General features: G+C 63.4%; 20 protein-coding genes. 13 read left to right on the top strand and 7 right to left on the bottom strand.

What is annotated here, in order from left to right; genetic code table 11:
* Positions 1-150 precede the first annotated feature (150 nt).
* Positions 151-498, bottom strand: a complete 348-nt coding sequence (locus GV035_RS09950) for a hypothetical protein (protein ID WP_159834760.1) — start codon at positions 496-498, stop codon at positions 151-153.
* Here GV035_RS09950 and GV035_RS09945 point away from each other — a divergent pair.
* Entirely contained in the window at positions 491-1,576 is a 1,086-nt protein-coding gene (locus tag GV035_RS09945) for a lipopolysaccharide biosynthesis protein (protein WP_328698911.1), read from the top strand. The two genes, GV035_RS09950 and GV035_RS09945, sit on opposite strands and share 8 nt — an antisense overlap.
* Positions 1,577-1,756: 180 nt before the next feature.
* The gene (locus GV035_RS09940; protein ID WP_442859538.1) at positions 1,757-3,028 is read left to right on the top strand and encodes a YbfB/YjiJ family MFS transporter; all 1,272 of its coding nucleotides are present in this window, start codon (positions 1,757-1,759) and stop codon (positions 3,026-3,028) included.
* A 15-nt stretch (positions 3,029-3,043) separates the two neighbouring features.
* Here GV035_RS09940 and GV035_RS09935 read toward each other — a convergent pair whose 3' ends face one another.
* On the bottom strand, positions 3,044-4,900 hold the full coding sequence (locus tag GV035_RS09935; RefSeq protein ID WP_236572512.1) for a replication initiation protein: 1,857 nt from the start codon (positions 4,898-4,900) through the stop codon (positions 3,044-3,046).
* A gap of 175 nt (positions 4,901-5,075) precedes the next feature.
* On the opposite strand from GV035_RS09935, the gene GV035_RS09930 reads away from it, so the two are divergent.
* The 3 genes from GV035_RS09930 (at position 5,076) to GV035_RS09920 (ending at position 9,007) form a co-directional block, all read left to right on the top strand.
* Complete coding sequence (locus GV035_RS09930) at positions 5,076-6,287, top strand: ParA family protein (RefSeq protein ID WP_159834758.1); 1,212 nt, start codon at positions 5,076-5,078, stop codon at positions 6,285-6,287.
* Positions 6,284-7,261 carry a ParB/RepB/Spo0J family partition protein gene (locus GV035_RS09925; protein ID WP_159834757.1) on the top strand — a complete coding sequence of 326 codons (978 nt, stop codon included), beginning with the start codon at positions 6,284-6,286 and terminating at the stop codon, positions 7,259-7,261. Before GV035_RS09930 ends, GV035_RS09925 begins: the two co-directional genes overlap by 4 nt.
* A 1,530-nt stretch (positions 7,262-8,791) precedes the next feature.
* Positions 8,792-9,007, top strand: coding sequence for a hypothetical protein (locus tag GV035_RS09920; RefSeq protein ID WP_159834756.1), 216 nt, complete (start codon positions 8,792-8,794; stop codon positions 9,005-9,007).
* A 484-nt stretch (positions 9,008-9,491) separates the two neighbouring features.
* On the opposite strand, the gene GV035_RS09915 is transcribed toward GV035_RS09920, so the two are convergent.
* The 4 genes from GV035_RS09915 to GV035_RS09900 all read right to left on the bottom strand — a co-directional run bounded on the left by GV035_RS09915 (position 9,492) and on the right by GV035_RS09900 (position 14,041).
* Entirely contained in the window at positions 9,492-9,956 is a 465-nt protein-coding gene (locus tag GV035_RS09915; protein WP_159834755.1) for a hypothetical protein, read from the bottom strand.
* Between the two features lie 264 nt (positions 9,957-10,220).
* A complete protein-coding gene (locus tag GV035_RS09910; RefSeq protein ID WP_159834754.1) occupies positions 10,221-11,282 on the bottom strand; it encodes a serine hydrolase domain-containing protein in 1,062 nt (353 codons plus the stop codon).
* Positions 11,283-11,313: 31 nt separating this feature from the next.
* Positions 11,314-12,603, bottom strand: coding sequence for an MFS transporter (locus GV035_RS09905; RefSeq protein ID WP_159834753.1), 1,290 nt, complete (start codon positions 12,601-12,603; stop codon positions 11,314-11,316).
* Complete coding sequence (locus GV035_RS09900) at positions 12,596-14,041, bottom strand: M20 family metallopeptidase (RefSeq protein WP_159834752.1); 1,446 nt, start codon at positions 14,039-14,041, stop codon at positions 12,596-12,598. The genes GV035_RS09905 and GV035_RS09900 overlap by 8 nt, the downstream gene beginning before the upstream one ends.
* Before the next feature lie 153 nt (positions 14,042-14,194).
* Here GV035_RS09900 and GV035_RS09895 point away from each other — a divergent pair, with 153 nt between their 5' ends.
* From GV035_RS09895 to GV035_RS09885, 3 genes are read left to right on the top strand one after another with little or no spacing between them, the layout of a single operon-like run.
* Positions 14,195-15,121 carry a LysR family transcriptional regulator gene (locus GV035_RS09895; protein WP_159834751.1) on the top strand — a complete coding sequence of 309 codons (927 nt, stop codon included), beginning with the start codon at positions 14,195-14,197 and terminating at the stop codon, positions 15,119-15,121.
* Positions 15,122-15,160: 39 nt separating this feature from the next.
* Positions 15,161-16,342, top strand: coding sequence for a Gfo/Idh/MocA family protein (locus GV035_RS09890; protein WP_159834750.1), 1,182 nt, complete (start codon positions 15,161-15,163; stop codon positions 16,340-16,342).
* A gap of 9 nt (positions 16,343-16,351) precedes the next feature.
* The gene (locus GV035_RS09885; protein WP_159834749.1) at positions 16,352-16,798 is read left to right on the top strand and encodes a DMT family transporter; all 447 of its coding nucleotides are present in this window, start codon (positions 16,352-16,354) and stop codon (positions 16,796-16,798) included.
* Positions 16,799-16,822: 24 nt separating this feature from the next.
* On the opposite strand, the gene GV035_RS09880 is transcribed toward GV035_RS09885, so the two are convergent.
* Complete coding sequence (locus tag GV035_RS09880) at positions 16,823-17,323, bottom strand: Lrp/AsnC family transcriptional regulator (RefSeq protein ID WP_159834748.1); 501 nt, start codon at positions 17,321-17,323, stop codon at positions 16,823-16,825.
* A gap of 176 nt (positions 17,324-17,499) precedes the next feature.
* Here GV035_RS09880 and GV035_RS09875 point away from each other — a divergent pair, with 176 nt between their 5' ends.
* The 5 genes from GV035_RS09875 to GV035_RS09855 all read left to right on the top strand — a co-directional run bounded on the left by GV035_RS09875 (position 17,500) and on the right by GV035_RS09855 (position 22,909).
* Entirely contained in the window at positions 17,500-18,516 is a 1,017-nt protein-coding gene (locus tag GV035_RS09875) for a 1-aminocyclopropane-1-carboxylate deaminase (protein WP_159834747.1), read from the top strand.
* 85 nt (positions 18,517-18,601) lie between these two features.
* A complete protein-coding gene (locus tag GV035_RS09870; protein ID WP_159834746.1) occupies positions 18,602-18,922 on the top strand; it encodes a DUF1330 domain-containing protein in 321 nt (106 codons plus the stop codon).
* A 128-nt stretch (positions 18,923-19,050) separates the two neighbouring features.
* The gene (argG, locus tag GV035_RS09865; RefSeq protein WP_159834745.1) at positions 19,051-20,385 is read left to right on the top strand and encodes an argininosuccinate synthase; all 1,335 of its coding nucleotides are present in this window, start codon (positions 19,051-19,053) and stop codon (positions 20,383-20,385) included.
* 91 nt (positions 20,386-20,476) lie between these two features.
* Positions 20,477-21,301, top strand: coding sequence for an NAD(P)-dependent oxidoreductase (locus GV035_RS09860; protein ID WP_236572511.1), 825 nt, complete (start codon positions 20,477-20,479; stop codon positions 21,299-21,301).
* 162 nt (positions 21,302-21,463) lie between these two features.
* The gene (locus GV035_RS09855; protein WP_159834744.1) at positions 21,464-22,909 is read left to right on the top strand and encodes an NAD-dependent succinate-semialdehyde dehydrogenase; all 1,446 of its coding nucleotides are present in this window, start codon (positions 21,464-21,466) and stop codon (positions 22,907-22,909) included.
* The last annotated feature ends 31 nt before the right edge of the window (positions 22,910-22,940 follow it).

Here is a 22,940-nt window from a genome sequence, read left to right as displayed (position 1 = left end):
GAGATCGGCGCCCGGCTCGTCTGCACGTATTACCGTTTCCTTCCGCATTCACGCAAACGTTGGTCTCTGCACGGCGTGAATGACTCGGCGCCTGCCGTTCACGCAAAAACGACGCAGCCGCGCCTAAAGTCCGCCCCTTTCCTGCCGTAGTTACGTTCGAACCCCAAGTCGGACGGCTCGCTGAATTCCGCCGCACTTCCATCTGCATCGCCAATCGGGCTTGCCGCGGAAATGGTTCTTTCGTCCATCGTTCTTCGTTGGAAGCATGGCCCGCGCGTTCCTGTTTGCATTCCTAAGTGACATCATGATGACGACGAGCTCCAATGCGCGCGCCCTTTTCCGGATGCGTTCGTGCGCACGACTCGCCGCTGCTCTTGCGATGACCGCGATGTTGGCGGCGTGCGGCGGCGGAGGCGGAGGCGACAGCACCGCCGGCGCAGCGAAGAACGCCGCAACCGCCAGCACGGCCAGCACCGCAGCCAGCGACAGCGTGTCCACAGCCTCCCCTGCTTCCGCCGGGCAGAGCGGCGCCGCAGCCGCGTCTCAGGCGACGACAACCACGGCCATGTCGGCGGCCAACACCTCGCCGACAAGCACGGCGACTGCCGGCAACGCAGGCGCGGCCGTCAGCGCACCGGCGTCGGTCAATGCCGCTGCCTCGATTTTCTATGGCGCGAACGGCCACAACAACGAGGGCGGCGCCTACGACATGTCCAGTTCCGCGCTCCAGCTCGCGCAGTTGAACGATCTGGGCGCGAAGCTGTATCGCAACGAGGTGTACAGCCAGGCATCGGTGACGAAGCTCGCGGGTATCGCAAGGTCGATGGCAGCGGGCGGCGTCACCGTCTTTCCCGTGCTGCTCGCCGATCCGAACGCGTTCATCGATGAAGCCGGCGCCTACAACGCCGGCTATGCGCTCGGCCAGCAGACCGCGACTTCGTACCGGTATCCGTACTACGAGGTGTCGAACGAACTCGGCGCGGCCGCGCTGGTCGGCAACGTGGACGGGGTCTTTCCGCAGCAGTTTGACAACGCGCTATTCCAGAAGGCGCGCGGCGTGATACGCGGCATGATCGCGGGCATCAAATCGGTCGATACGAACGGCAAGATCATCATCGGCGGCGACACGTGGCTGCACTACGGCTTCGACCAGATGCTCGCGGACGGAACGCAGCCGGACGGCACGACGGGCCATCCTAAGGTCACGTGGGACATCACCGGCTGGCACTGGTACTCCGAGCAGGGCGACATCACGCACGCGTGCGGCGGAACGGGTTGTCACGACGTGCTCGCGGCGCTGCAGGCTTTCGGCAAGCCGATCTGGCTGACGGAGTTCGGCGTGCGCCCGTCCTACGGGTCCGACGCGCAGATCGCGTCGTACATGGTCGGCAACACGATGATGGCGCAGTTCGTCGCGGTGGCGTCGAAGTACGGCCTCCAGGCGATCCAAGTCTATGAGCTGTACGACGATCCGGTCGGCGGGGAAGGCAACTACGGTTTGCTGAAGAACGACGGCGCGACGCAGAAGCCGGTGTATGCGGCGTTCAAGAGCTTCGTCGCGGCGCATCCGATGTGATGACCTTCGCGCGGGCGTTCGAATTCGGCGTTGGCTCCCGAAGCGCGAGATGTGCAATGCGTGAACGCGATGCGGGCGCTACCATACGTCGCAGAAGCGGTGCCGTCCGGTTTAGAGACGTGCTCAAGGAGCCGGCGGCGTCAAAAAGAACGTAAGAAGCGACCCGGAGACGCGACGAGAGTGCCGAACCCAGAGATCATCGAAAGCCGCGCCGACTGCCCGCCGGAGTCGCAGGCCGCGAGCGCGTCGACGAACCGCTCGAAGGCGCGGCGGCTCGCCGTCTCGTTGTCCCTCGGCAGCGCGATTGCGCTGGGCTTCGCCCGCTTCGCGTACGCCTTGCTGCTGCCGCCGATGAAGCTGGACCTCGGCTGGAATTTCGCACAGGCCGGCGCGATGAACACGGCCAACGCGCTCGGCTATCTTCTCGGCGCGTTTGCGTTCTCGCGGCTGTCGCGGCAGACGGCGCCGCGCACGCTCTTCACGGCAGGCTGCGTGGCGACCGCCCTGCTGATGGCGCTGAGCGGCACCGTCACCCAAACGAACACGCTGCTTGTGCTGCGCGTGCTCACCGGCGCGGGCAGCGCGCTCGTCTTCGTCAGCGGCGGCGTGCTGGCGGCGCGGCTCGCGTCGCTGTCGCCGCGCGATTCGGGACTGATCATCGGCTTGTACTACGGCGGCACGGGCTGGGGCATCGCGCTATCGTCGATCCTCGTTCCGCTGACGGTCTTCCCCGAAACGCACGGCTGGCGATACGCATGGTTCGCGCTCGCGGCGGCGTGCGCGGTCTGCGCAATGGTCGCAGTGTCGGCGGCGCGAGGTATCGAGACCGCCTCTTCGAAGCCGGCAACCACTTATGCGGGACGGGCCTTGCCGCACCGCGCCGTCGCGCGGAGCCGCTTTGCTCTCGCGCTTGCCGGGTATGGCTGCTTCGGCGTCGGCTATATCGGCTACATGACGTTCATCGTTGCGCTGCTACGCAACGCCGGCATGAGCGCGGCCGTGGTCAGCGGCTTCTACGTGGTGCTCGGCGTCGCGACGGTCGTCTCGGCGCGCGTGTGGTCGGGGCTGCTCGATCGCATGCGCGGCGGTCAGGCGCTGGCGCTCCTCAACGCGCTGCTCGCGGTGGCGACCCTCGTTCCCGCCGTATTTGCGCATCCGCTCGCCGCGTTTGCATCCGGCGTGTTGTTTGGCGGGACGTTCCTTTCGGCGGTGGCGTCGACGACGGCTTTCGTTCGGCACAACCTGCCTGTCACCCAATGGGCAAGCGGTATAAACGCGTTCACGATCGTCTTTGCTGTCGGACAGATTGTCGGTCCGACGGTGATCGGGCGCATATCGGACAGCGGTGGGTTGAGCCGCGGTCTAGTCTATTCCGCCGCGATGCTCGCGCTCGGCGCAGCGCTCGCGGCGTGGCAGAAGCCGCTAGACGACGTGGTCCGGCGACAAGATTGAGGCCGACGCCCGGACTCAGCCCGGGCGCGCCTTCTTCATCTTGACGTACACATGGGAACAGAACGCATCCGCGACCACGCGATTCACCGTCAGTATGTTCTCCGCACTCAACGATTCGCGCGACAGCCCTTGTTTCTCGATGAGCCGCTGCGGAATGAGCTGGCTCACGAAAGAGTGGCACAGCTCTTTGCGTGACTGCGCGTCCGCAGCCTCGAAAAACTCCCGGCCGGCCTTGATTTCCTCGCTCATCTTGGCGCGCGCGGAATCGTTCTGGGCCTGGATCGTCGCCTCGAGTTGCGCCTGCACGGCATCCCGCTCGCGACGGCCTTTCTTGTCATCCTCGAGCTGCTTCGCCTTGATGGCGGCCATCTTGCGATCGGCATCGCCGATGCGGTAATTGCCTTCGAGCGCCTTGAACAAGTAGCCGCGCGGACTCACCGTGACCTTGCCTTCGTTCAGCTTGAATCGCGTGTACTCGATTGCCTGTTCGAGACGTTCGTCCGTCCAGACATCGCGACGCTTCGCGAGCCGTTCGAAGTCGGGTGTGTCGAACGCGAACTCGTTGTGAAGCAGCAAATACATCTCGTCCGCGATGCCCGCCCGTGCCGCGTCCGCGCCCTGCTTTTTCGTGAACCGGAAGCGAATCTTGAGCTTGTCACGTGTCGCCCGGTCGGCGTTCGCTTCCCAATTCACGTCGAAGTCGGACACTTCATTCAACTGGTCGATGGCCGGCTCCAGGAACCGCTTCTTAAATTCCTTCACCTCTTTGCGCGACTCACCGACCTTGCCGGGCCATTCGAGCACTTCTTCGAACGGGAACCACTCTGTCACGCCGTGACCTTGGCAGGGGATCAGCCGGTCATAGATCGCGCGAGCGAGCGACAAAGAAAACGCCGTCGACGCACGCAAGCTCAGCCAGTGCGCCTTATACGGGCTGATGAGATATTTGATGACGCGCCCGGAAAGCAGGACGCAGACAACGTTTCGTTCGATATAACAGTCACCGAGCAGACTAATGGTGCCCCACGAGTCTTTCTCGGTTAGTTCCTCGATGGACGGCGCAGTCATGATTTCGACGCGCGCCCGGGCGGCGGCCCGCATCTGAGCGATGAGGTGGCTGTGATTGCGACTGTCGTAGCGCATCAGCCATTTGAAGTAGTTCACATCGGCGGTGAAGGTGTACACCTTGTCGTCGATGAGTTCGTCAGGAGCTTTGCTCGCGACGATGAAATAGGCGGCGTCGAGCACCCGGCGCGCCGCGATGCCGAGTCCGCCGACGCGCGTGAAGATGTTGTTTCGCAGGAAACCGATGTCGCGCGTCGCCTCGCAGATGGCGGCTCCCTGGCCGGACATATCCTCATAGATGTCCAGCGCGAGCTGCTGCGGGGTGACGGTGAAATCTTCGTTTTCCATTCTTTGATTCGGCTTCGGTCCCCGGCACTCTAACAGGCAAGAAAAGCGTGTCAACACAAAAACCGCCCCGGATTTAGAACCGGAATGCCGCTGACCAATCCGCACAAAAACCGTCCCGCACGCTCTCTGATCGCACAAATTCCACCCCGGCGCGCACAAAAACCGGCCGTCGCTGCCCAACTTGCGGCCACGTCCGACACAAAAACCGACCGGCGCTTCACAAAAACCGTCCCTATCCACAGGGGTTAGCTTTGAATTGGAACGGATTTTTGCCGCGTGTTTGTAAGTAGGTCGGTGAAGGTTTACAAAACACAAAACGAACAGGGCCAAGAAGACATAGAAGAACTTCTGAGTTTGACCGCGTAATGCATTGATTTGATTAGTCTTTGTGGGACGCGCACAAAAACCGACTCGGGGCGCTTTTTGTGCGGCGATTGGCGGCGAGGCGGTCTTAGGCACGTCTAGGTGATTCGACGCTCGAGGAGAGCCTCTTCGTGCAGAGGAATCACGGGCCTTCACAGTGCGAAGCGCGCAAAAATCGGCTCGAAAGTGAGATATTTGTCCGCTTGGTAAGCTTGTTTACGCATATTCGTGTATTCTGCGCTTCAGCGTCAATACATGGAGAAAGCGCAGAATGGCTAACGTAGGCAGCCTACCAATGGAAGACCGAAAGGTTTCGCTACGGGAAGTCGCGGAATTCGCGGATAACCTCGAACCGTTCTCGGACAATCTTCGCGAGCAGATCCTCGCGCCCCGGCCGCGCAAGACTGCGCCCTTCTACACCATCAGCGAACTCGCGGAGATGTGCAACCTCACGCGTCAGCAGATTCAGTATCTGGTGACAAAGGGCGAAGGCGGCCTGCCCAGCGGCACGCTCAATGGGAATGGACGCAGCCGCACGTTCACGCTTCCTGAGGTCCGTATGTGGGTGAAGATGGCTTCGGACATTTACCAGACGCGTCTTGACGATGCCGACGGCAATTTCCGGGGCAAGGTTCTCACCACGGCGCAGTTGAAGGGCGGGTCCGCCAAGACGACGACGACGGTCTGCCTCGCACAAGCCCTCACCCTCCTCGGGCGGAAAGTCCTCCTCGTCGATCTGGATCCGCAGGCATCGGCGTCCGAATTGTGCGGACTCTACGCCGAAAAGGAAATCTCGGGAGACGACACCGTGCTCCCCTATATCTACGACCAAAACGTCGAGGGGGGACTTGGCGCGAGCGTTCAATCGACATACTGGGATGGCCTCGACATCATTCCCGGTCACACCTTTTTGTACGGGGCCGAGTTCCTGCTTCCGGCTCGACAGAAGACTATCCAGGGCTACCGGTTCTGGGCCGTCTTGCGTGAGGGACTCGAGCCGCTGCGCGCGCAGTACGACTATATCCTCATCGATACGTCGCCCTCGCTGTCTTATATGAACCTGAATGCACTTCTCGCGGCCGATGCGCTCGTCATGCCGATGATTCCGGAGAACCTGGACTTCATCAGTTCGCTGGCTTTCTGGCGGCTTTTTTCGGACGTGGCGGAAGACTTCCTGCCGTATGAGGAAGACAAAGTGTACGACTTCATCTCCATCCTGCTATCGAAGGTGGACTATGGGAAGACGTCGTCGGCGCCGGTGGTTCGGCAGTGGGCTCAAAGCGCGTATGGACGCTGGCTTGATCCGTTTGAGATCCCGGCGAGCTCGGTGATGAGCGGCGGTGCGTTGTCGTTCTCGACCGCGCTCGACGTCGTCAGCACGCATTCGACAGCGAAGTCCTTGCAGCGCGTCCGGCAGCCGATGATGCAATACGCGAAGTGGCTCGACGATATGTTCGTTAAATCCTGGAGGGAGGCGGCATGAGTAACAACATCCGAGAACAGCTCATGGCCAAGACGGCCAACCTTCCGAAGCCGGCGGACTTCAAGGGCGAGAGTAAGAAGGACCGGACCTCTCGCGGCCCGCAGACGATGCCGGGCATCACGAGCGCGCTCGCGGCAGCGCAACTGCGGATACAGGAACTGGAGTCGAAGGGCGTCGAAACGGAGATTGCACTCGATGGGATTGTGCCGAACCCGTGGCAGCCACGTCGACAGTTCAGTGAGGCCAAGTTGTCGGAGTTGGCACGATCGATCGACGAGGTCGGATTGTTGCAGGCGGTCACGGTCCGGCGTATCGGGGAATCGTTTCAGCTGGTGGCCGGTGAGCGCCGGCTGCGCGCGCACAAGCTGATCAACAAGGAGACGATTCGGGCGGTCGTCATTGAGTGTTCGGATCAGGACATGGCTGCGCTGGCGTTGATGGAGAACGTCACGCGCGACGATCTGTCGGACTATGAGATCGCGATTGCGATACGTCGGGCCGAAGCGGAGTTTCCGAACCGCACGCGGCTGGCCGAAGCAATGGGAATTTCGCGCAGCGATCTGTACAGGTTCCTCGCATTCGATGCGCTCCCAGACTTCATGAAACGTGATCTCGATCTTACCCCTTCGGTGCTGGGCGCTTCCTCGGCGCAGGACGTGGCTAATGCGTTGAAGAAATCGGGCGACGCGGGGCTAAAGGCGTTGCAGGAATTGTGGCCGCAGGTCCTGTCGGGCGATCTTGTGCAAACCAAACTGGCCGCAAGTCTCGGTGCGCAGATAAGTCGTGGAGGACCGGCGACTGATGCCGGCGGTCGCAGTATATTGAAGATCTTCGCCGGGAAGGTTCAGGCTGGAAGCATCACTAAGGACGTGAAGGGGTTGACGTTTAAATTCAAAGCGGGCGTGGTCACGGAGGAACAGGAGAATCAACTCCGAGAGCATATAGGGAAGATGTTCTCTATACGATCGGAGTGACGCAACAGGCCCGCTAAGCGGGCTTTTTTGTGGCCGTAACGGGGGCTGCTAAGTCAGCGCAGCGGCTATGTGGTACCGCAGGGTCGATGGTAGGGTAATTAGGCGGTGTCCGAATTCGGACAGTCTTGAGATCGGACTTCCCGCAGGCAACGGCCGGCGGTGGCGGCGCCTGATGAATGGTGCGAAACGCGGGGCGCCAAACCTCGCACTCTATGCTCCTCACGTCACCAACAGCTCGAAGAAACCGGTGTTCTTTTCAGCCCCGATCGGATCGAATGACGCCTTGCAAGAACCATGGCAAAACGCTGTCAGCAAGATCGGCCTGAGTTGTCCGAAATTCGGACAAAATAGCGAGCGATGCGACGCCGCGAAGGAATCGGGCGACGATAGCGAACACACGGAGATCCGGAAACGGTCCGGTGCGCCTAACTAGGCGGTTAGCGCGTCCACACGCCATACACAGCGGCCAGCCAAAAGAATGACAGCTGCGCCCGACTGAAAGTTCGCACGTTCCTTGTGGCTGAAGATAAGGGGAGTGTCCGAATTCGGACAGTCGGTCCCGCTGACTGCCGGGCTGGTTGCGTGGTCGCGGGCTTGGCGAAGCAACAGAGCATTTTCGTAGTGGCACTTTATATACGGATGTGCGGCACCTGTGGCGTCGGGCCGCGCGCGATAAGTTATGCAACAACGGACCCGCTGCGGGAAGCGGTGTGCGGGACCCGGAGCCAGAAGCTGAAGCTCGAAGCCGAAGCCGAAGCCGGAGCCGGAGCCGGAGCCGTAGCCGGAGATGAATGAAAACTGGAACCAAACTTCAAGCTGTATGAGTCGGCTGCTGCGCTATTTTCCAACCGCCCGCATCAGGGTCCGCGAGACGAACCTCGACGCTCCTACACGCGGCAATCTTCGACGGCGCCCTCAGCCTTAGAATCGGCGCACGGTTTGCGCCCGTCGTGTTGGTTCGAACCGCCGCCCCCGCATCCCGCCTCATCCCCTTTCGGACGCCGCTGCTGCGACTGCGCTACTGAGGTAGATCGCTGTGCGCGGCCCCAATCTTCTCGACGCAAGTCGCTCCGACGGCTGGTGAGGCTGCCCAGGAACGCGCCCTCGAAGGCACAACCTAATCCAGACAGAATCACAGCCCGCCAGTGGAACGCCGCTGTCAGTTTGGCGGGGGCTGAATTGGGCGACAAAAGCGTCCTCGTCCGACGCTGTTGTGGCAAAGAGTTTCCGTCTAAGCAGACTGTTGAAGACGCGGCCTAGTCGGTAGTGCTAGCGCATCGATACTGAACAGACCATGCCAGAGGTCTGGGGAGGCTAGGGCGAAGATCGTTGACTGCTCCAAAGTGCTGCCCCGTTCAGACAATCGCATCGAAGGCGGGACCTTGGGCGCAGTAGAGAATTCAAGGTTGCAGTTCGACTCGTCGTTCTACACACGCATGCGCGCGACAACGACGCGACAGCACGCGGATGGGTACGTTGCCGACGCTCGATGCGACGCAGTGTCGGCGCGACGTTAGACTGGCGAACTCGATGGTCGACGGCAACGCGGAAGCCGATCCGCCACACGGATACCAACTCCTCTCGAATGCCGTCGTCAATAAGGCTCTGCGGGTGGGAGGCGAACATGCTCGGGATGCCACATTCCGACGTCGCAACGCCGCGCGAGGTGACATGGGGCCTTCTTTGATCGGCAGCAACCAAAACTGCGCATGCGGCTGGCGTGCCGCTGAAGACATCGTCGATTGACAACTTCAGAGCTCGACGCTCGGCGGTTCGATTTAGCTGCGCCGGATCGGACCCTGCCGGCCTATCAGTTCTTGCATTCAGGGAGCCGCGTCCGAGGGATCTGACGGGGGCCCTTCACGGTTTCAACTTCTCAGGGAAGCCGCATTCTCAGTCGCTTCGCCCTTCGAGCGTTGGACAGTCGAGCAGTGCGGTCGCGACCTCCGTCGTACGCACGGGCTTTGGCCGGTCGTGCACGTGAAACAGCGGCAGCAGGAACACCAGATATAAAAATCTTTTATAATCAATGATTTACAGCTAATTCCTCGTCTTGTTTCACGAGACGACCTTTCTAACAACGCGGAACGCGCCTTCCAAGCCGACTCGAGCGCCGCACGTCTGGCTCACTCGCGAACGAATGAGGGGCTTCGTATCAATCAACACACTTCGCGTATCAAGACCCCAACCCGATCCTTGGGCCCGTTCCCAGCCCCTCAGCGCCCCCTACTCACGCCCGCTTTCTCCGCGAACTCTGATACGGCTCGCCGGCCTTGAACCGTTCGAGCCGATCGCTAGCAGCAGTCAGCGCCCCAAGCGTGGCGCGCTTCAGTTGATGATCGTACAGCGACACGATCGCCGCCAAGCGGTCGAACTCGTCGGCATGAATGGCCCACGACCCCGACTCGCGACCTCGGTCGAACACGCGCGCAATCGTTTCATCGGCATCGACAAGGGCGTCGTCAGAGAAAATGCCGTGTCCTGCGTCTGCGAGAAACTTGGCGAGGAGCATGACTTCGGTAATTTGCTGAGCGGGTCCGATGTCCGGCGAACCGGCACGCAATGCTTCCAGTGCGAGGTGCGCTCGAAGGGCGAGTTCGTCCGCTATGCCGCGTGCGATCGGAAGCAACTGTGCTTTGGAGAGCCGCGTGTGCGTCGCGTGCGCCGGGCGGCGGAAAGGGATGGTGGAAGACATGCGTCGGTCATTGGTTGGCTTGGTCATGTTAACGAACAACCGAAGCCGTTCTTAAGAGCTGCGCGCTGTCATCGTTAACTGAATCCGGCCAAGCCCGCAATACAGATGCAACTAACGGTCGAGTCTTGCTGTCGCCGACGAAGAACGATCCCGGTAAATTGAGCGCGTTGCCCGACGAGACAATCCGCAAGACAAAAAAATACCCGCTGGCGAACGCGCACGACCGAACCACCAAAAACACCGCGCGCCCGCCACACCGCATACCTACTTCCCGCCCCGCATCGCGTCCACGGCTCCGAACATCAGCCCGAAAAACTCCCCCGCGTGCGCCGAGTTCAGCCACCGCACGATCAACGCAATCCGCGACTCCGGTTCGATCCACATGAACGAGCTCCCCGCGCCGACACCGAAGTAACTCGTCTCCGGCACAGACGGAAACATCTTGCGCCCAGTATTGAGCCAGACGAGATAGCCATAAAACGACGCGAGCGGGCAGGGCGCGCGCATCCGCGCGATCCACTCCGACGACAACACGCGCTTTCCATCACCGACACCGTCATCGAGCAACATCTGCGCGATCTTCAATTGATCGTTCGCGCTGATCGACATTCCGCCGCCCCAGTGCGTGCCGCCCGGCACGGACTGCATGCGCTTCCCGTCGATGTCGGCCCACGCGTGGTCATACCCCGCCCAGTTCCAGTTGTCGCTCAAGCCCAGCGGACGCGCGATAGCATCGCGGAAAACATCCGGCAACGGCTGGCGGAACAGATGCAGCAGCGCGAGCGAAAGCTGATTGATGCGAACGTCGTTGTACTCCCAATACGTGCCCGGCGTCTGCAACGGCCGCAAATCGCCTTTCTTGCCGTTGGGCGGCTCGCCAAACGTCACGGCGCGATAGTGGTCGGCCTGATCCGAAAGCCCGAAATACTCGCCCTGCCATTCGCTCGTTTGCTGGAGCAGATGCGTCCACGTGATCGGCGCGTTATGCGGATCGTCGAAGCCGATGCCCGGCACGCGCACGCGCACCGGCTCATCGGGATCGGGCAAGAGGCCGCGATCGTGCGCGACGCCCGCGAGCAGCGCGAGATACGTCTTGGCGATGCTGAAGGTGAGGTCCGCACGGTCCGGCTCGCCCCACGTCGTGACCACGCGGCCGTCGACCGCGAGCGCGCCCGACACCGGCCCGCGATCATGCACCGGCCCGAGCAGCCGGTTCCACGGCGGCGGATCGTTGACGTGCACGCCCCAGTTGCCGTGGACTTGCCGATCCCAGGTCGATTCGTGATCGACCGAAAACTGGATCGCACGCTGCAATGCTTCGTTCATGTGAGAGCTTCCTGGCTGAGAATCGAAACGTTCAACGCACGTCCAGGCGCTTTCTCGCCCAGACAAGCGTGAAAAGACTCACGACCGCCGCGATCATCAGATACAGCCCCGGCGCGAGATTGCTATGCGTCACGGCAATCAGCGACGCGACGGCAAGCGGCGTGAAGCCGCCGAACACCGTGGTGCCGATGTTGTAGCCGAACGCCATGCCGGTCGTGCGCGTCGCGGTCGGGAAGAGCTCCGACATCAGCGCGGGAATCGGCGCGAAATACGTCGCCTTGAGCAGCGCGACCCAGATCACGGCCGCGAGCAAGGTTGGCAGCGACGGATGCGCGTTCATGAACATGAACGCCGGATAGACCGTCAGGAAAAAGATCACGCCGGTCACGAGCATGATGCGCGTGCGCCCGTACTTGTCCGAGAGATGCCCGACCACCGGCACGAGCACCATCATGATGAAACCGGCCGTCAAGGTCGCGATGAAGCCGGAGGAGGGCGCGAGTCCTAACTGCCGCGCGGCATACGTCGGCATGTAGAGGAGCATGTAGTTGGCGGTCGTCGTCAGCACGAGCGATCCGATCGATACGAGCAGGCGCTCCTTCTGCGTCGCGAGCAGTTCGCGCACGGGCGATGCCACTTTCTCCGCGTGCTCGAACTCCGGCGTTTCGTCGATGCGTCGCCGGATATACAGCCCGATCGGTCCGATCAGCACGCCGAAGAGAAACGGAATGCGCCAGCCCCAACCTTCGATTTGCGCGGGCGTCAAAGAAGCGGTCAGCACCGCGCCGAAGAGCGAGGCGAGCAGCGTGCTCGCGCCCTGACTCGAGAACTGCCAGCTCGACATGAATCCGCTGCGCTCGGGCGCGTGCTCGACGAGAAACGCGGTCGAACTGCCGAACTCGCCGCCAGCCGAGAAGCCCTGAAGCAGCCGCGACACGAAGATCAGCACTGGCGCGGCGAGCCCGATCGTCGCGTAAGTCGGCATCAGCGCGACGATCGCGGTGCCGAGCGTCATCATCGCGATGGAGAGCGTGAGCGATGCCTTGCGCCCGTGGCGGTCGCTGTACGAGCCGAGCACGAGCGCGCCGACCGGCCGCGCAAGATACGAGAGCGCGAACGTGCCGAGCGTGAGCAGCAGCGATACGGTGTGATCGTGGGTCGGGAAGAAGAGCTTCGACAACGTGCCGGCGAAATAGCCGTAGACGACGAGATCGTAGAACTCAAGCGCATTGCCGATGGACGTCGCGACGATCAAGCGCGCGACGCCGCGCTTGTTGCCGTGCGCCTCGCGCGTCGTCGAAATCGTGGCGGAATCACTCATGGCGATGCCCTCCGGTCGTCTTGCGCGGCAGATGGTGCGCAGGGTTGCTGTCGGCGGCATCGCCTTTGCGCGTGCCGAGATCCCAGAAGAGGCCCGCCATGATGCGCAGACCTTCGCTCGCGACGGAGCCGAGCAAATGCTCGTCCGGCGCATGCTGCGAGCAGCCGGGATAGGAATGCGGCACCCACAGCGTCGGCATGCCGAGCACATCCGCGAAGACGTCGTTCGGCAGCGTCCCGCCCAGATTTGGCAGCAGCACGGGCTGCGTGCCCGTGGTTTGCGTGAGCGAGCGCAGCGCCCACTTGACCCACGCATTGTCCGGATCGACGCGCGTGGCCGGCATGCCGCGCTCGACTTCGACATCGACCATCGGGAAGCCGTGGGCATCGAGATGATCGCGCACGATCTGCTGCAAATTGCGCCAGTCGGTGCCGACGACAAAGCGGATCTGCATATGCGCGAATGCGGTCGCGGGAATGGCGTTCACCGGCTTGTCCGGATTGCCCGCGCGAAAAGCGAGCACTTCGATGTTGTTCCAGCCGAAAACGCGCTCGGCGGGCGTCAGACCCGGTTCGCCGTAGTCCACATCGACTTCCGGTTCGCCCGGATTGCCGCCGACGGTGATATCCGCGAGCGCACGAATCACCGAATCGGGAATCGGCGGCGGACGCAAACCTTCGATCAAGATCTTGCCGTTCGCATCGACCATCGTGGCAATCGCGTTTGCGAGCACGATGCCCGGATTGCGCAGCAGCCCGCCCCAGTTGCCAGAGTGATGCGCGCCGTCGCGCAGCTTAACGTCGAGCCGGAAATTGATGACGCCGCGCGAGCCGAGGAACATCGTCGGGCGGTCGGCGGCGAGGCGCGGTCCGTCGGAGGCGATCAGCACGTCGGCGGCGAGTTGGTCGCGCAACTGCTCGCAAATCGTAGAAAGTCCCGGCGAGCCGACTTCCTCGCCGGTTTCGAAAAGCAGCTTCAAATTGAAGCCGAGCTTCCCGTCGCGCGCGTCGAGCACCGCTTTGAGCGCGGCGAGGTTGATGCTGTGCTGCCCTTTGTTGTCGGCGGTGCCGCGTCCGTACCAGCGGTCGCCGTCCACGGTCACGCGCCACGGCGACAAGCCATCGCGCCACTGCGCGTCGTAGCCGCGCACCACGTCGCCGTGGCCGTAGCTCAGCACGGTCGGCAGATCGTCGCCTTCGTGCCGATGCGCGACCAGAAACGGCCCCGCGCCCGCCGCCGGATTCTCGACCACGCGGCAGCGAAAGCCCCAGGCAGTGAGCGTCGGCGTCAGTTCCTCGGTGAGATAGGCGACGAGCCGCGCGGCGCTGTCTGCTTCCTGACTCTCGGTGCGATACGCGACGCGCCGCTGCAAGTCGTCGAGGAAAGCGCCGGACGCGAAGTAGCGTTCGGCAATCTGAATGGCGTTGTCGCGGGTCACGTCGGTCTCCGTCGAATCGAATCTGAAAGGGCAGCCGAAGCCGCCGACAAATCATGCTGACGTGGCCGATATTTCTGGACAATTACAATATTTCACAGGAACCTTTGCCGTTTCGGCAAAGCGCGATTCGTCGAACGCGACAAAGGACGGCGCATGGATCAGACGGCTTTACGCTATTTCCTCGAAGTCGCGCGCAGCGGTTCGCTCAGCAAGGCGTCGGAGCGCCTCTTCGTGGCGGTGTCCGCGCTCAGCCGGCAGATCGCGAAGATCGAGGAGCAGATGGGCACGCCGCTTTTCGAGCGCCGCCCGCGCGGCATGGTGCTGACCGAAGCCGGCCGGCTGCTCGCCAATCATGCGCGCCGCAGTCAGCTGGAGGACGAGCGCGTCATCGACGAGATTCGGGGCTTAAGCGCGAGCGGCCGCGCGACCATTCGCATCGCGGCATCCGAAGGCGTGGCGCCCGACTTTCTGCCCCAAGCGTTCGTGCATTTCCTGAAGACGCATCCGCGGGCGCACTTTCAGCTCGACGTATCCGCGCCGTCCATCGCGACGCAGCGCGTGCGCGACGGCACGCACGATATCGCCGTGTGCTTCAGCATGGCGCCCGAGCAGGACGTCCACGTGCATTACGCGCAGCGCGCGCCGGTCTACGCGCTCATGCGGCGCGGCCATCCGCTCGCCTCGCGCGAAACGGTGTCGCTGTCGGACCTGCTCGCGTGGCCGCTTGCGATGCACAGCCAGGGCGTGACGCTTCGACAACTCTTCGACATCGCGTGCAGCCTCGAAGGACTCGTGTTCGAGCCGGTCTTCGTCGGCAATTACCACATGGCGCTGCAAAGCTTCGTGCGGCTCACGGACGCCATCACGCTGACCGGCTATCTCACGGTGCGCAGCCGTCTCGGTGCGGACGGCTTCGCAGCCGTGCCCATTTCGAATCCCGAACTACATCAACGCACGCTGCAGATTCAGACGATGGCAGGACGCACGCTGCCGCAGCCAGTCGTGGCCTTCGTCGATCTGCTGAAGCGGGCGATTGAAGACCCGGCGATCATCGACAGGAATAGCCGTTGCTCCAGGTGATGCCGACGCCATCAGGCATTGCAACTTACGGAGCGCATCATGTCAGACTCGCCATCGACCGGGCAGGACAAACCCGAGACACGCCCGCCCTTTGTCGGCGCGTCCGAACGGCGCTCGCCCGTCGAGCCACCGCCGCTTGCGCCTGATCGCAAGGTGGGCTTCGCCATCGTCGGCCTCGGCCGTCTGAGCCTCGATTCGATCTTGCCCGCGCTGGCATCGACGAAACTCGCGCGGCTGGCCGCCGTGATGACCAGCGACAAGGCGAAGGGCGAGCGCGTGGCGCTGCAATACGGCGCGCCCGTGGACGCGGTCTACGGCTACGACGAATGGCCGCGTCTCGCCGCGAATGACGACGTGCAGGCGGTCTATATCGTGACGCCCAACGGCCTGCATCGCGAACAGGTGATCGCGGCGGCGGGCATCGGCAAGCATGTGCTGTGCGAGAAGCCGTTGAGCAATACATCGGCGGAAGCGGAAGAGATGATTCGCGCATGCGCGGACGCGGGCGTGATGCTCATGGTCGCGTACCGCTTGCAATACGAGCCGCATAACCGTGAAGCCGCGCGGCTTGTGCGAAGCAAAACGTTCGGAGAACTGAAGATTATCGAGGCGCATAACGGCCAGGTGCAGGGCGAGGCGAATCAATGGCGGCACGACAAGCGTCTCGCGGGCGGCGGATCGTTGCCGGACATCGGGCTCTACTGTCTGAACTTCGCGCGTTTCGTGACGGGCGAAGAGCCGGTCGAAGTGTCGGCTTGGGTCTGGAGCACGCCCGGCGACGCGCGCTTTGCGCAAGTCGAGGAGAACGTGTCGTGGCAAATGCGCTTTCCGTCGGGCGTCGTCGCGCGCTGTTCGGCGGCCTATGACGCGCACGAATCGCGCATCGCACGCCTTCATTGTCAGCGCGGCACGGTGGTGCTCGATCCCGCGTTCGCGTACAAGGGACTGCGCCTGTCGGTGCAGCATCGCTCGCCGGAACGCGAGGACGTCGAGGTGCGCGAGGAGCGCATTCTCGAAGACGCGAACCAGTTCGCCGCCGAAATCGATCACATGGCCGAGTGCATTCTGACCGGCAGAACGCCCGCGACGCCCGGCGAAGAGGGCTTGCAGGATCAGCGGATCATGGAAGCGATCTATCGCTCGGCGGCGGAAAATCGCCCGGTCGAGCTTCCCGCTGTCGCCGGGCGCGACGCCTTCCGCGACGCCCGGCTCTCCGTTTGAGGCGACATCATGCAATGGCTACTCGCGGTCTTTGCGGTCCTCGCGGGCATCTCGAACCCGCTGCAATCGGGGAGCAACTCGGCGCTGCTCAAGGGCACGCACGAGCCTATCGTGTCGGCGTTGATCGTCTATCTGATCGGCGCGGCATGTCTTGCCGTGTGCGTGCCGTTCTTCGGCTTCGGCGTGCGGCCCGCGCTTTCGCGGCTCGGCAGCGTGCCGTGGTGGGCGTACATCGGCGGCATCTGCAATGCGCTCTTTCTGATGTGCTCGCTGCTCATCACGCGAAAGCTCGGTTCAGCCACCTTCACGACGATCGTCGTCATCTCGGCGGTCGTGACGTCCATCGCGCTCGATCACTTCGGGCTGATGGGCTTCGAAGTGCGCGAGGCCAGCGCATTGCGGCTGCTCGGCGCGGGGCTCGCCGTCGCGGGCGTGATTCTGATCGCCGTTTTCTAGACGCGACCGTCTTGCTATTTCGCGTCACACCGGAAACGCGGTCGTCGAAAGAATTTCGCGCAACACGACGAACGTCCGAATCTGCCGAACGCCCGGCAGATAGAGCAGCTTTTCCGCATGCAGCCGGTTGAAGCTGTCGCTGTCGCGCGTGCGGATCAGCATGAAGAAATCGAAGTCGCCCGTGACGACGTGGCATTCCATGCAGCCCGGCACCTTCTGCGCGGCCTTTTCGAAGTCCGTGAACGACTCTGGCGTCGAGCGGTCGAGCACCACGCCGATCAGCACGAGCATCCCGGCATCCAGCGCCTTCGGGTTCAAAAGCGCGACGGTCCCGCGAATCAGCCCGGCTTCGCGCAGCCGCTCGACGCGCCGCAGGCACGCGGGCGGACTCAGGTGAACCTTGGCGGCGAGCGCGACATTGGAGATGGAGGCATCGCGCTGAAGCTGACGAAGAATCGCGCGATCGACGCGATCGATCTCGACGCCCGATCCTAGCGGCTCTCGCCGCGTCGTGGTTTTCTTCATTGCTTCAAATGCCCTCCTGACGAAATGATCGTGCGGTGAACCACGCCGCGCTGCCAATACGTTAGGCAAATACGAATTTCTTCGCAACACCGGCATCCCGCAAATTAACTACGATTTGCATCAGGCCTCGCGGATCACGCGCGGCAGCCCGACCTCACTCGACAAGGATGCCGATCATGAACCTGCAACGTTTTCCCCGCTATAAACTCACTTTCGGCCCGACGCCCATTCAGCCGCTCAAGCGCCTGAGCGCGCATCTCGGCGGCAAGGTTGAGTTGTATGCGAAGCGCGAGGACTGCAATAGCGGTCTCGCGTTCGGCGGCAACAAGACGCGCAAGCTCGAATATCTGCTTCCTCAGGCGCTGGAGCAGGGCTGCGACACGCTCGTCTCCATCGGCGGCATTCAGTCGAACCAGACGCGACAGGTCGCCGCCGTCGCCGCGCATCTCGGCATGAAGTGCGTGCTCGTGCAGGAAAACTGGGTCAACTACTCGGATGCCGTGTACGACCGCGTCGGCAATATCCAGTTGTCGCGCATGATGGGCGCGGACGTGCGCCTCGTTGCCGATGGCTTCGATATCGGCATTCGCAAAAGCTGGCAGGACGCGATGGACAGCGTGCGCGCGGCGGGCGGCAAGCCGTTCGCGATTCCGGCGGGCTGCTCGGAGCATCCGCTGGGCGGGCTGGGTTTCGTCGGCTTCGCGGAGGAAGTCAGGCAGCAGGAAGCCGAACTCGGCTTCAAGTTCGATTACATCGTGGTGTGCTCGGTGACGGGCAGCACGCAGGCGGGCATGGTCGTCGGCTTCGCGGCGGATGGCCGGGCGCGGCGCGTGATCGGCATCGACGCATCCGCGAAGCCGCAGCAGACGCACGAGCAGATCACGCGCATCGCGAAGCACACGGCGGAGCTTGTCGATCTCGGTCAGGACATCACGCGCGACGACGTGATTCTCGACACGCGCTTCGGCGGCCCCGAATACGGCCTGCCGAACGAGGGCACGCTCGACGCGATCCGCCTGTGCGCGCGGCTCGAAGGCGTGCTAACTGATCCCGTCTACGAAGGCAAGTCGATGGACGGCATGATCCAGATGGTACGCAACGGCGAGTTCCCCGAAGGGTCGAAGGTGCTGTATGCGCATCTCGGCGGCGCGCCCGCGCTGAACGCTTACAGCTTCCTGTTCCGCAACGGCTGACTTGCTTTACCTCGCACGTAATCGACGCACCGCACTCACGCGGGCAAGATCGGCGGCATCCGGACACAGGAAAAGGAGCCGCGAAATGACCGCTTACGCGATTGGCCATCTGGTTGAAGTCGACATGTGCGCGGATATCGTCGCGTATCTGGAGCAAATCGACGCCACGCTCGCGCCGTTCGGCGGGCGTTTCCTCATCCACGGCGGACCGTGCGACGTGCGCGAGGGCGCGTGGAAGGGCGATCTCATCGTGATCGCGTTTCCCGATATGGAACACGCTCGCGGCTGGTATGCGTCCGACGCGTATCGGCGCATCCTGCCGCTGCGCACGCGCCACGCGCGCGGCACCGTGTTTCTGATGGAAGGCGTCGACGCCACGCACAAGGCCACGGACGTCCTGCGCTAGCGGTCTCACGCGAACCACGGAACCACGGTCTGCACTCGCGGTTTTGGCGCAAACTTGTCATATCACCGGGCATGGTTGATACTGACCCGTTGCACCTTTTCCCGTACGTCGACTTAACGGTTTCGCTAATGAGCACAATTCTTGAAAGCCTTCCGACTGGGCAAAAAGTCGGTATCGCGTTCTCAGGTGGCCTCGACACCAGCGCCGCGCTGCACTGGATGCGCCTGAAGGGCGCGGTGCCGTACGCCTACACGGCCAACCTCGGCCAGCCCGACGAAGACGACTACGACTCCATTCCCCGCCGCGCCACGCAATACGGCGCCGAAGGCGCGCGCCTGATCGACTGCCGCGCGCAACTCGTCGCGGAAGGCATCGCCGCGCTGCAATGCGGCGCGTTTCATATCTCGACGGCGGGCGTCACGTACTTCAACACGACGCCGCTCGGCCGCGCCGTAACGGGCACCATGCTCGTCGCCGCGATGAAGGAAGACGGCGTCAACATCTGGGGCGACGGCAGCACGTACAAGGGCAACGACATCGAGCGTTTCTACCGCTACGGCCTGCTCGTGAATCCGGACCTGAAGATCTACAAGCCGTGGCTCGACCAGACGTTCATCGACGAACTCGGCGGCCGCGCGGAAATGTCGGAGTTCATGCGCCAGTCCGGTTTCGAATACAAGATGTCGGCGGAGAAGGCGTACTCGACGGATTCGAACCTGCTCGGCGCCACACACGAAGCCAAGGACCTCGAAAGCCTCGAATCCGGCATCAAGATCGTGAATCCGATCATGGGCGTCGCCTTCTGGCGCGACGACGTGAAGATCGACCGGGAAGAAGTGACGATCCGCTTCGAGGAAGGCCGCCCGGTCGCGCTGAACGGCAAGACGTTCACGGACGCGGTCGAGTTGCTGCTGGAAGCGAACCGCATCGGCGGGCGGCACGGCCTCGGCATGAGCGATCAGATCGAAAACCGCATCATCGAGGCGAAGAGCCGCGGCATCTATGAAGCGCCGGGACTCGCGCTGCTGCACATCGCGTATGAGCGGCTCGTGACCGGCATTCACAACGAAGACACCATCGAGCAGTACCGCGAGAACGGCCGCCGCCTCGGGCGTTTGCTGTATCAGGGCCGCTGGTTCGATTCGCAGGCCATCATGCTGCGCGAGACCGCGCAACGCTGGGTCGCGCGCGCCATCACCGGCGAAGTGACGCTGGAACTGCGCCGCGGCAACGACTACTCGATTCTCAGCACGAAGTCGCCGAACCTGACGTATCAGCCGGAACGCCTGTCGATGGAAAAAGTTGCGTCCACGTTCTCGCCGCGCGACCGCATCGGCCAGTTGACCATGCGCAATCTGGACATCACCGACACGCGCGACAAGCTGCGCATCTACGCGCAAGTCGGCCTGCTGACGCCGGGCGAGGCGTCCGCGCTGCCGCAAATCAAGGGCGAGGAGTCGTAAGCCGTCCCGCACGTAACGATGAGCGCGCTGCGGGCGCGCGCTCATCCGCGTATTCTTATGGGTCTCGTCACCGATCCGCAAGGAGCCGCACTTGACTCGTTTGACCATTGCGCTGCTCGGCGCGGGCAGCATGGGATCGGCGGTCGGCCGGGCGCTATCGGCGTCGGGCGCGCGGGTGCTCACGACGCTCGAAGGCCGCAGCAACGCAAGCGCCGCGCGCGCAAAAGACGCCGGCATGGAAGACGCGAGCCTCGCTGAACTGGCCGCGTGCGATTTTCTTCTGTCCATCGTGCCGCCCGCTGCCGCCGTGCAATCCGCCGAACGTCTCGCGCCCGCGCTCACGCAGGCCGATAAGAAAGCCGTCTACATCGACTGCAACGCCATCAGCCCGGAAACCGCCGCGATCATCGCCCGAACGGTCGATGCCACCGGCGCGGCGTTCGTCGATGCCGCCATCATCGGGCCGCCGTCGGCGCCGAAGTTCTATCTGTCCGGGCCGCACGCGGCGCGCGCCAGCGTGCTCGGCGACGCGGGCCTGAATGTGCGCGTGCTCGACGGGCCGATCGGCGCGGCCTCCGCGCTCAAGATGTCGTATGCGGGCATCACCAAAGGGCTGACCGCGATCGGCTCGGCCATGTCGCTCGCCGCCATGCGCAACGGCGCGGAAGCGGCGCTCATCGACGAGTTGTCCGAGAGCCAGCCCGCGCTTGCCGCGTGGCTCGCTGCGAACGTGCCGCGCATGCCGCCGAAGGCGTATCGCTGGGTCGCGGAAATGGAAGAGATCGCGGCGTTCGTCGGCGATGCGTACGCGGAACATCGCATCTACGAAGGCGCAGCGGGCCTCTACGCGCGGCTCGCGAGCGACAACGCCGCCACCGATGCGCTCGTCCGCTTCTTCGGCGACCGCGCGCAGTGAATGGCGACCCATGCGCTCGAACGATTTAATCCGTATCCTTTTCCTTTCGACGACGATGCAGCCGGCGCATGCGCCGAAGCGCCCGCGCGGCATTCGTCATGAAACAGGCGCCGCGCCGGCGAACGCATCGGCGTGGATCATCTTTCCAGCAAGAGGTGCTCAATGACTGCAGGTACGTATCAGAACACGCGTCTTTATATCAACGGCGAATGGTGCGACGCGCAGGGCGGCGCCACGCTCGACGTGGTGAATCCGGCCACCGGCGAAAAAATCGGCACGGTCGCGCGGGCCGGCATTCCGGATCTGGATCGCGCCGTGGCCGCCGCGCAGGCGGGCTTCGCGACGTGGCGCAAGATGAGCGCAATCGAACGCGCCTCGCTGATGCGCAAGGCCGCCGCGCTGGTGCGCGAACGCGCCGACAGCATCGCGCGCCTGATGACGCAGGAGCAGGGCAAGCCGCTCGCGGAAGCGCGCGTCGAGGTGAACTCGGCGGCGGATATCATCGAATGGTTCGCGGACGAAGGGCGCCGCGTCTACGGCCGGATCGTGCCGCCGCGCAACGTCAACGCGCAGCAGACGGTCGTGAAGGAACCGGTCGGCCCGGTCGCCGCGTTCACGCCGTGGAACTTCCCGGTCAATCAGGTGGTGCGCAAGCTCTCCGCCGCACTGACGACGGGCTGCTCGTTCATCGTGAAGGCGCCGGAAGAGACGCCGGCCTCGCCCGCCGAACTCATCCGCGCGTTCGCCGACGCGGGCGTGCCCAACGGCGTGCTCGGACTCGTGTTCGGCGATCCGCCCGAAATCTCGAAGTATTTGATCGCGCATCCGGTCATCCGCAAGGTGACGTTTACCGGATCGACCGCTGTCGGCAAGCAACTGGCTGCGCTCGCCGGCCAGCACATGAAGCGCGCGACGATGGAACTCGGCGGGCACGCGCCCGTGATCGTCGCGGAAGACGCGGATGTCGAGCTTGCCGTGAAGGCGTCGGGCGCGGCGAAGTTCCGCAACGCGGGACAGGTCTGCATCTCGCCGACGCGCTTTCTGGTCCACAACAGCCTGCGCGACGATTTCGCGAAGGCGCTGGTCAGGCACGCGGAAAGCCTTTCGGTCGGCGACGGCCTCGCCGAAGGCACGACGCTCGGGCCGCTCGCCAACGCGCGGCGCATCACCGCGATGGCGAGCGTGATCGAGAACGCGCGTCAGGCGGGCGCCACGATCGCGACGGGCGGCGAGCGCATCGGCTCGGCGGGCAACTTCTTCGCGCCGACGGTGCTGACCGACGTGCCGCTGGAAGCCGACGTGTTCAACAACGAGCCCTTCGGCCCGGTGGCCGCCATTCGCGGCTTCGATTCGCTGGAGGACGCGATCGTCGAGGCGAACCGGCTGCCGTACGGGCTGGCCGGCTACGCGTTCACGCGCTCGTTCAAGAACGTGCATCTGCTCACGAACCAGCTCGAAGTGGGCATGCTGTGGATCAACCAGCCCGCGACGCCGTGGCCGGAAATGCCGTTCGGCGGCGTGAAGGATTCGGGCTACGGCTCGGAAGGCGGGCCCGAGGCGCTGGAGCCGTATCTCGTGTCGAAGTCGGTGACAGTGATGGCGGTCTGATTTCCGCGCGTCGCTCTTATTGACGGCAAGC

The sequence above is a fragment of the Burkholderia sp. 8Y genome, assembly GCF_902506145.1.
Taxonomy (GTDB): domain Bacteria; phylum Pseudomonadota; class Gammaproteobacteria; order Burkholderiales; family Burkholderiaceae; genus Caballeronia.
The sequence above is the reverse complement of the archived record's forward strand: the minus strand, read 5'-3'. Positions and strand labels throughout refer to the sequence as shown.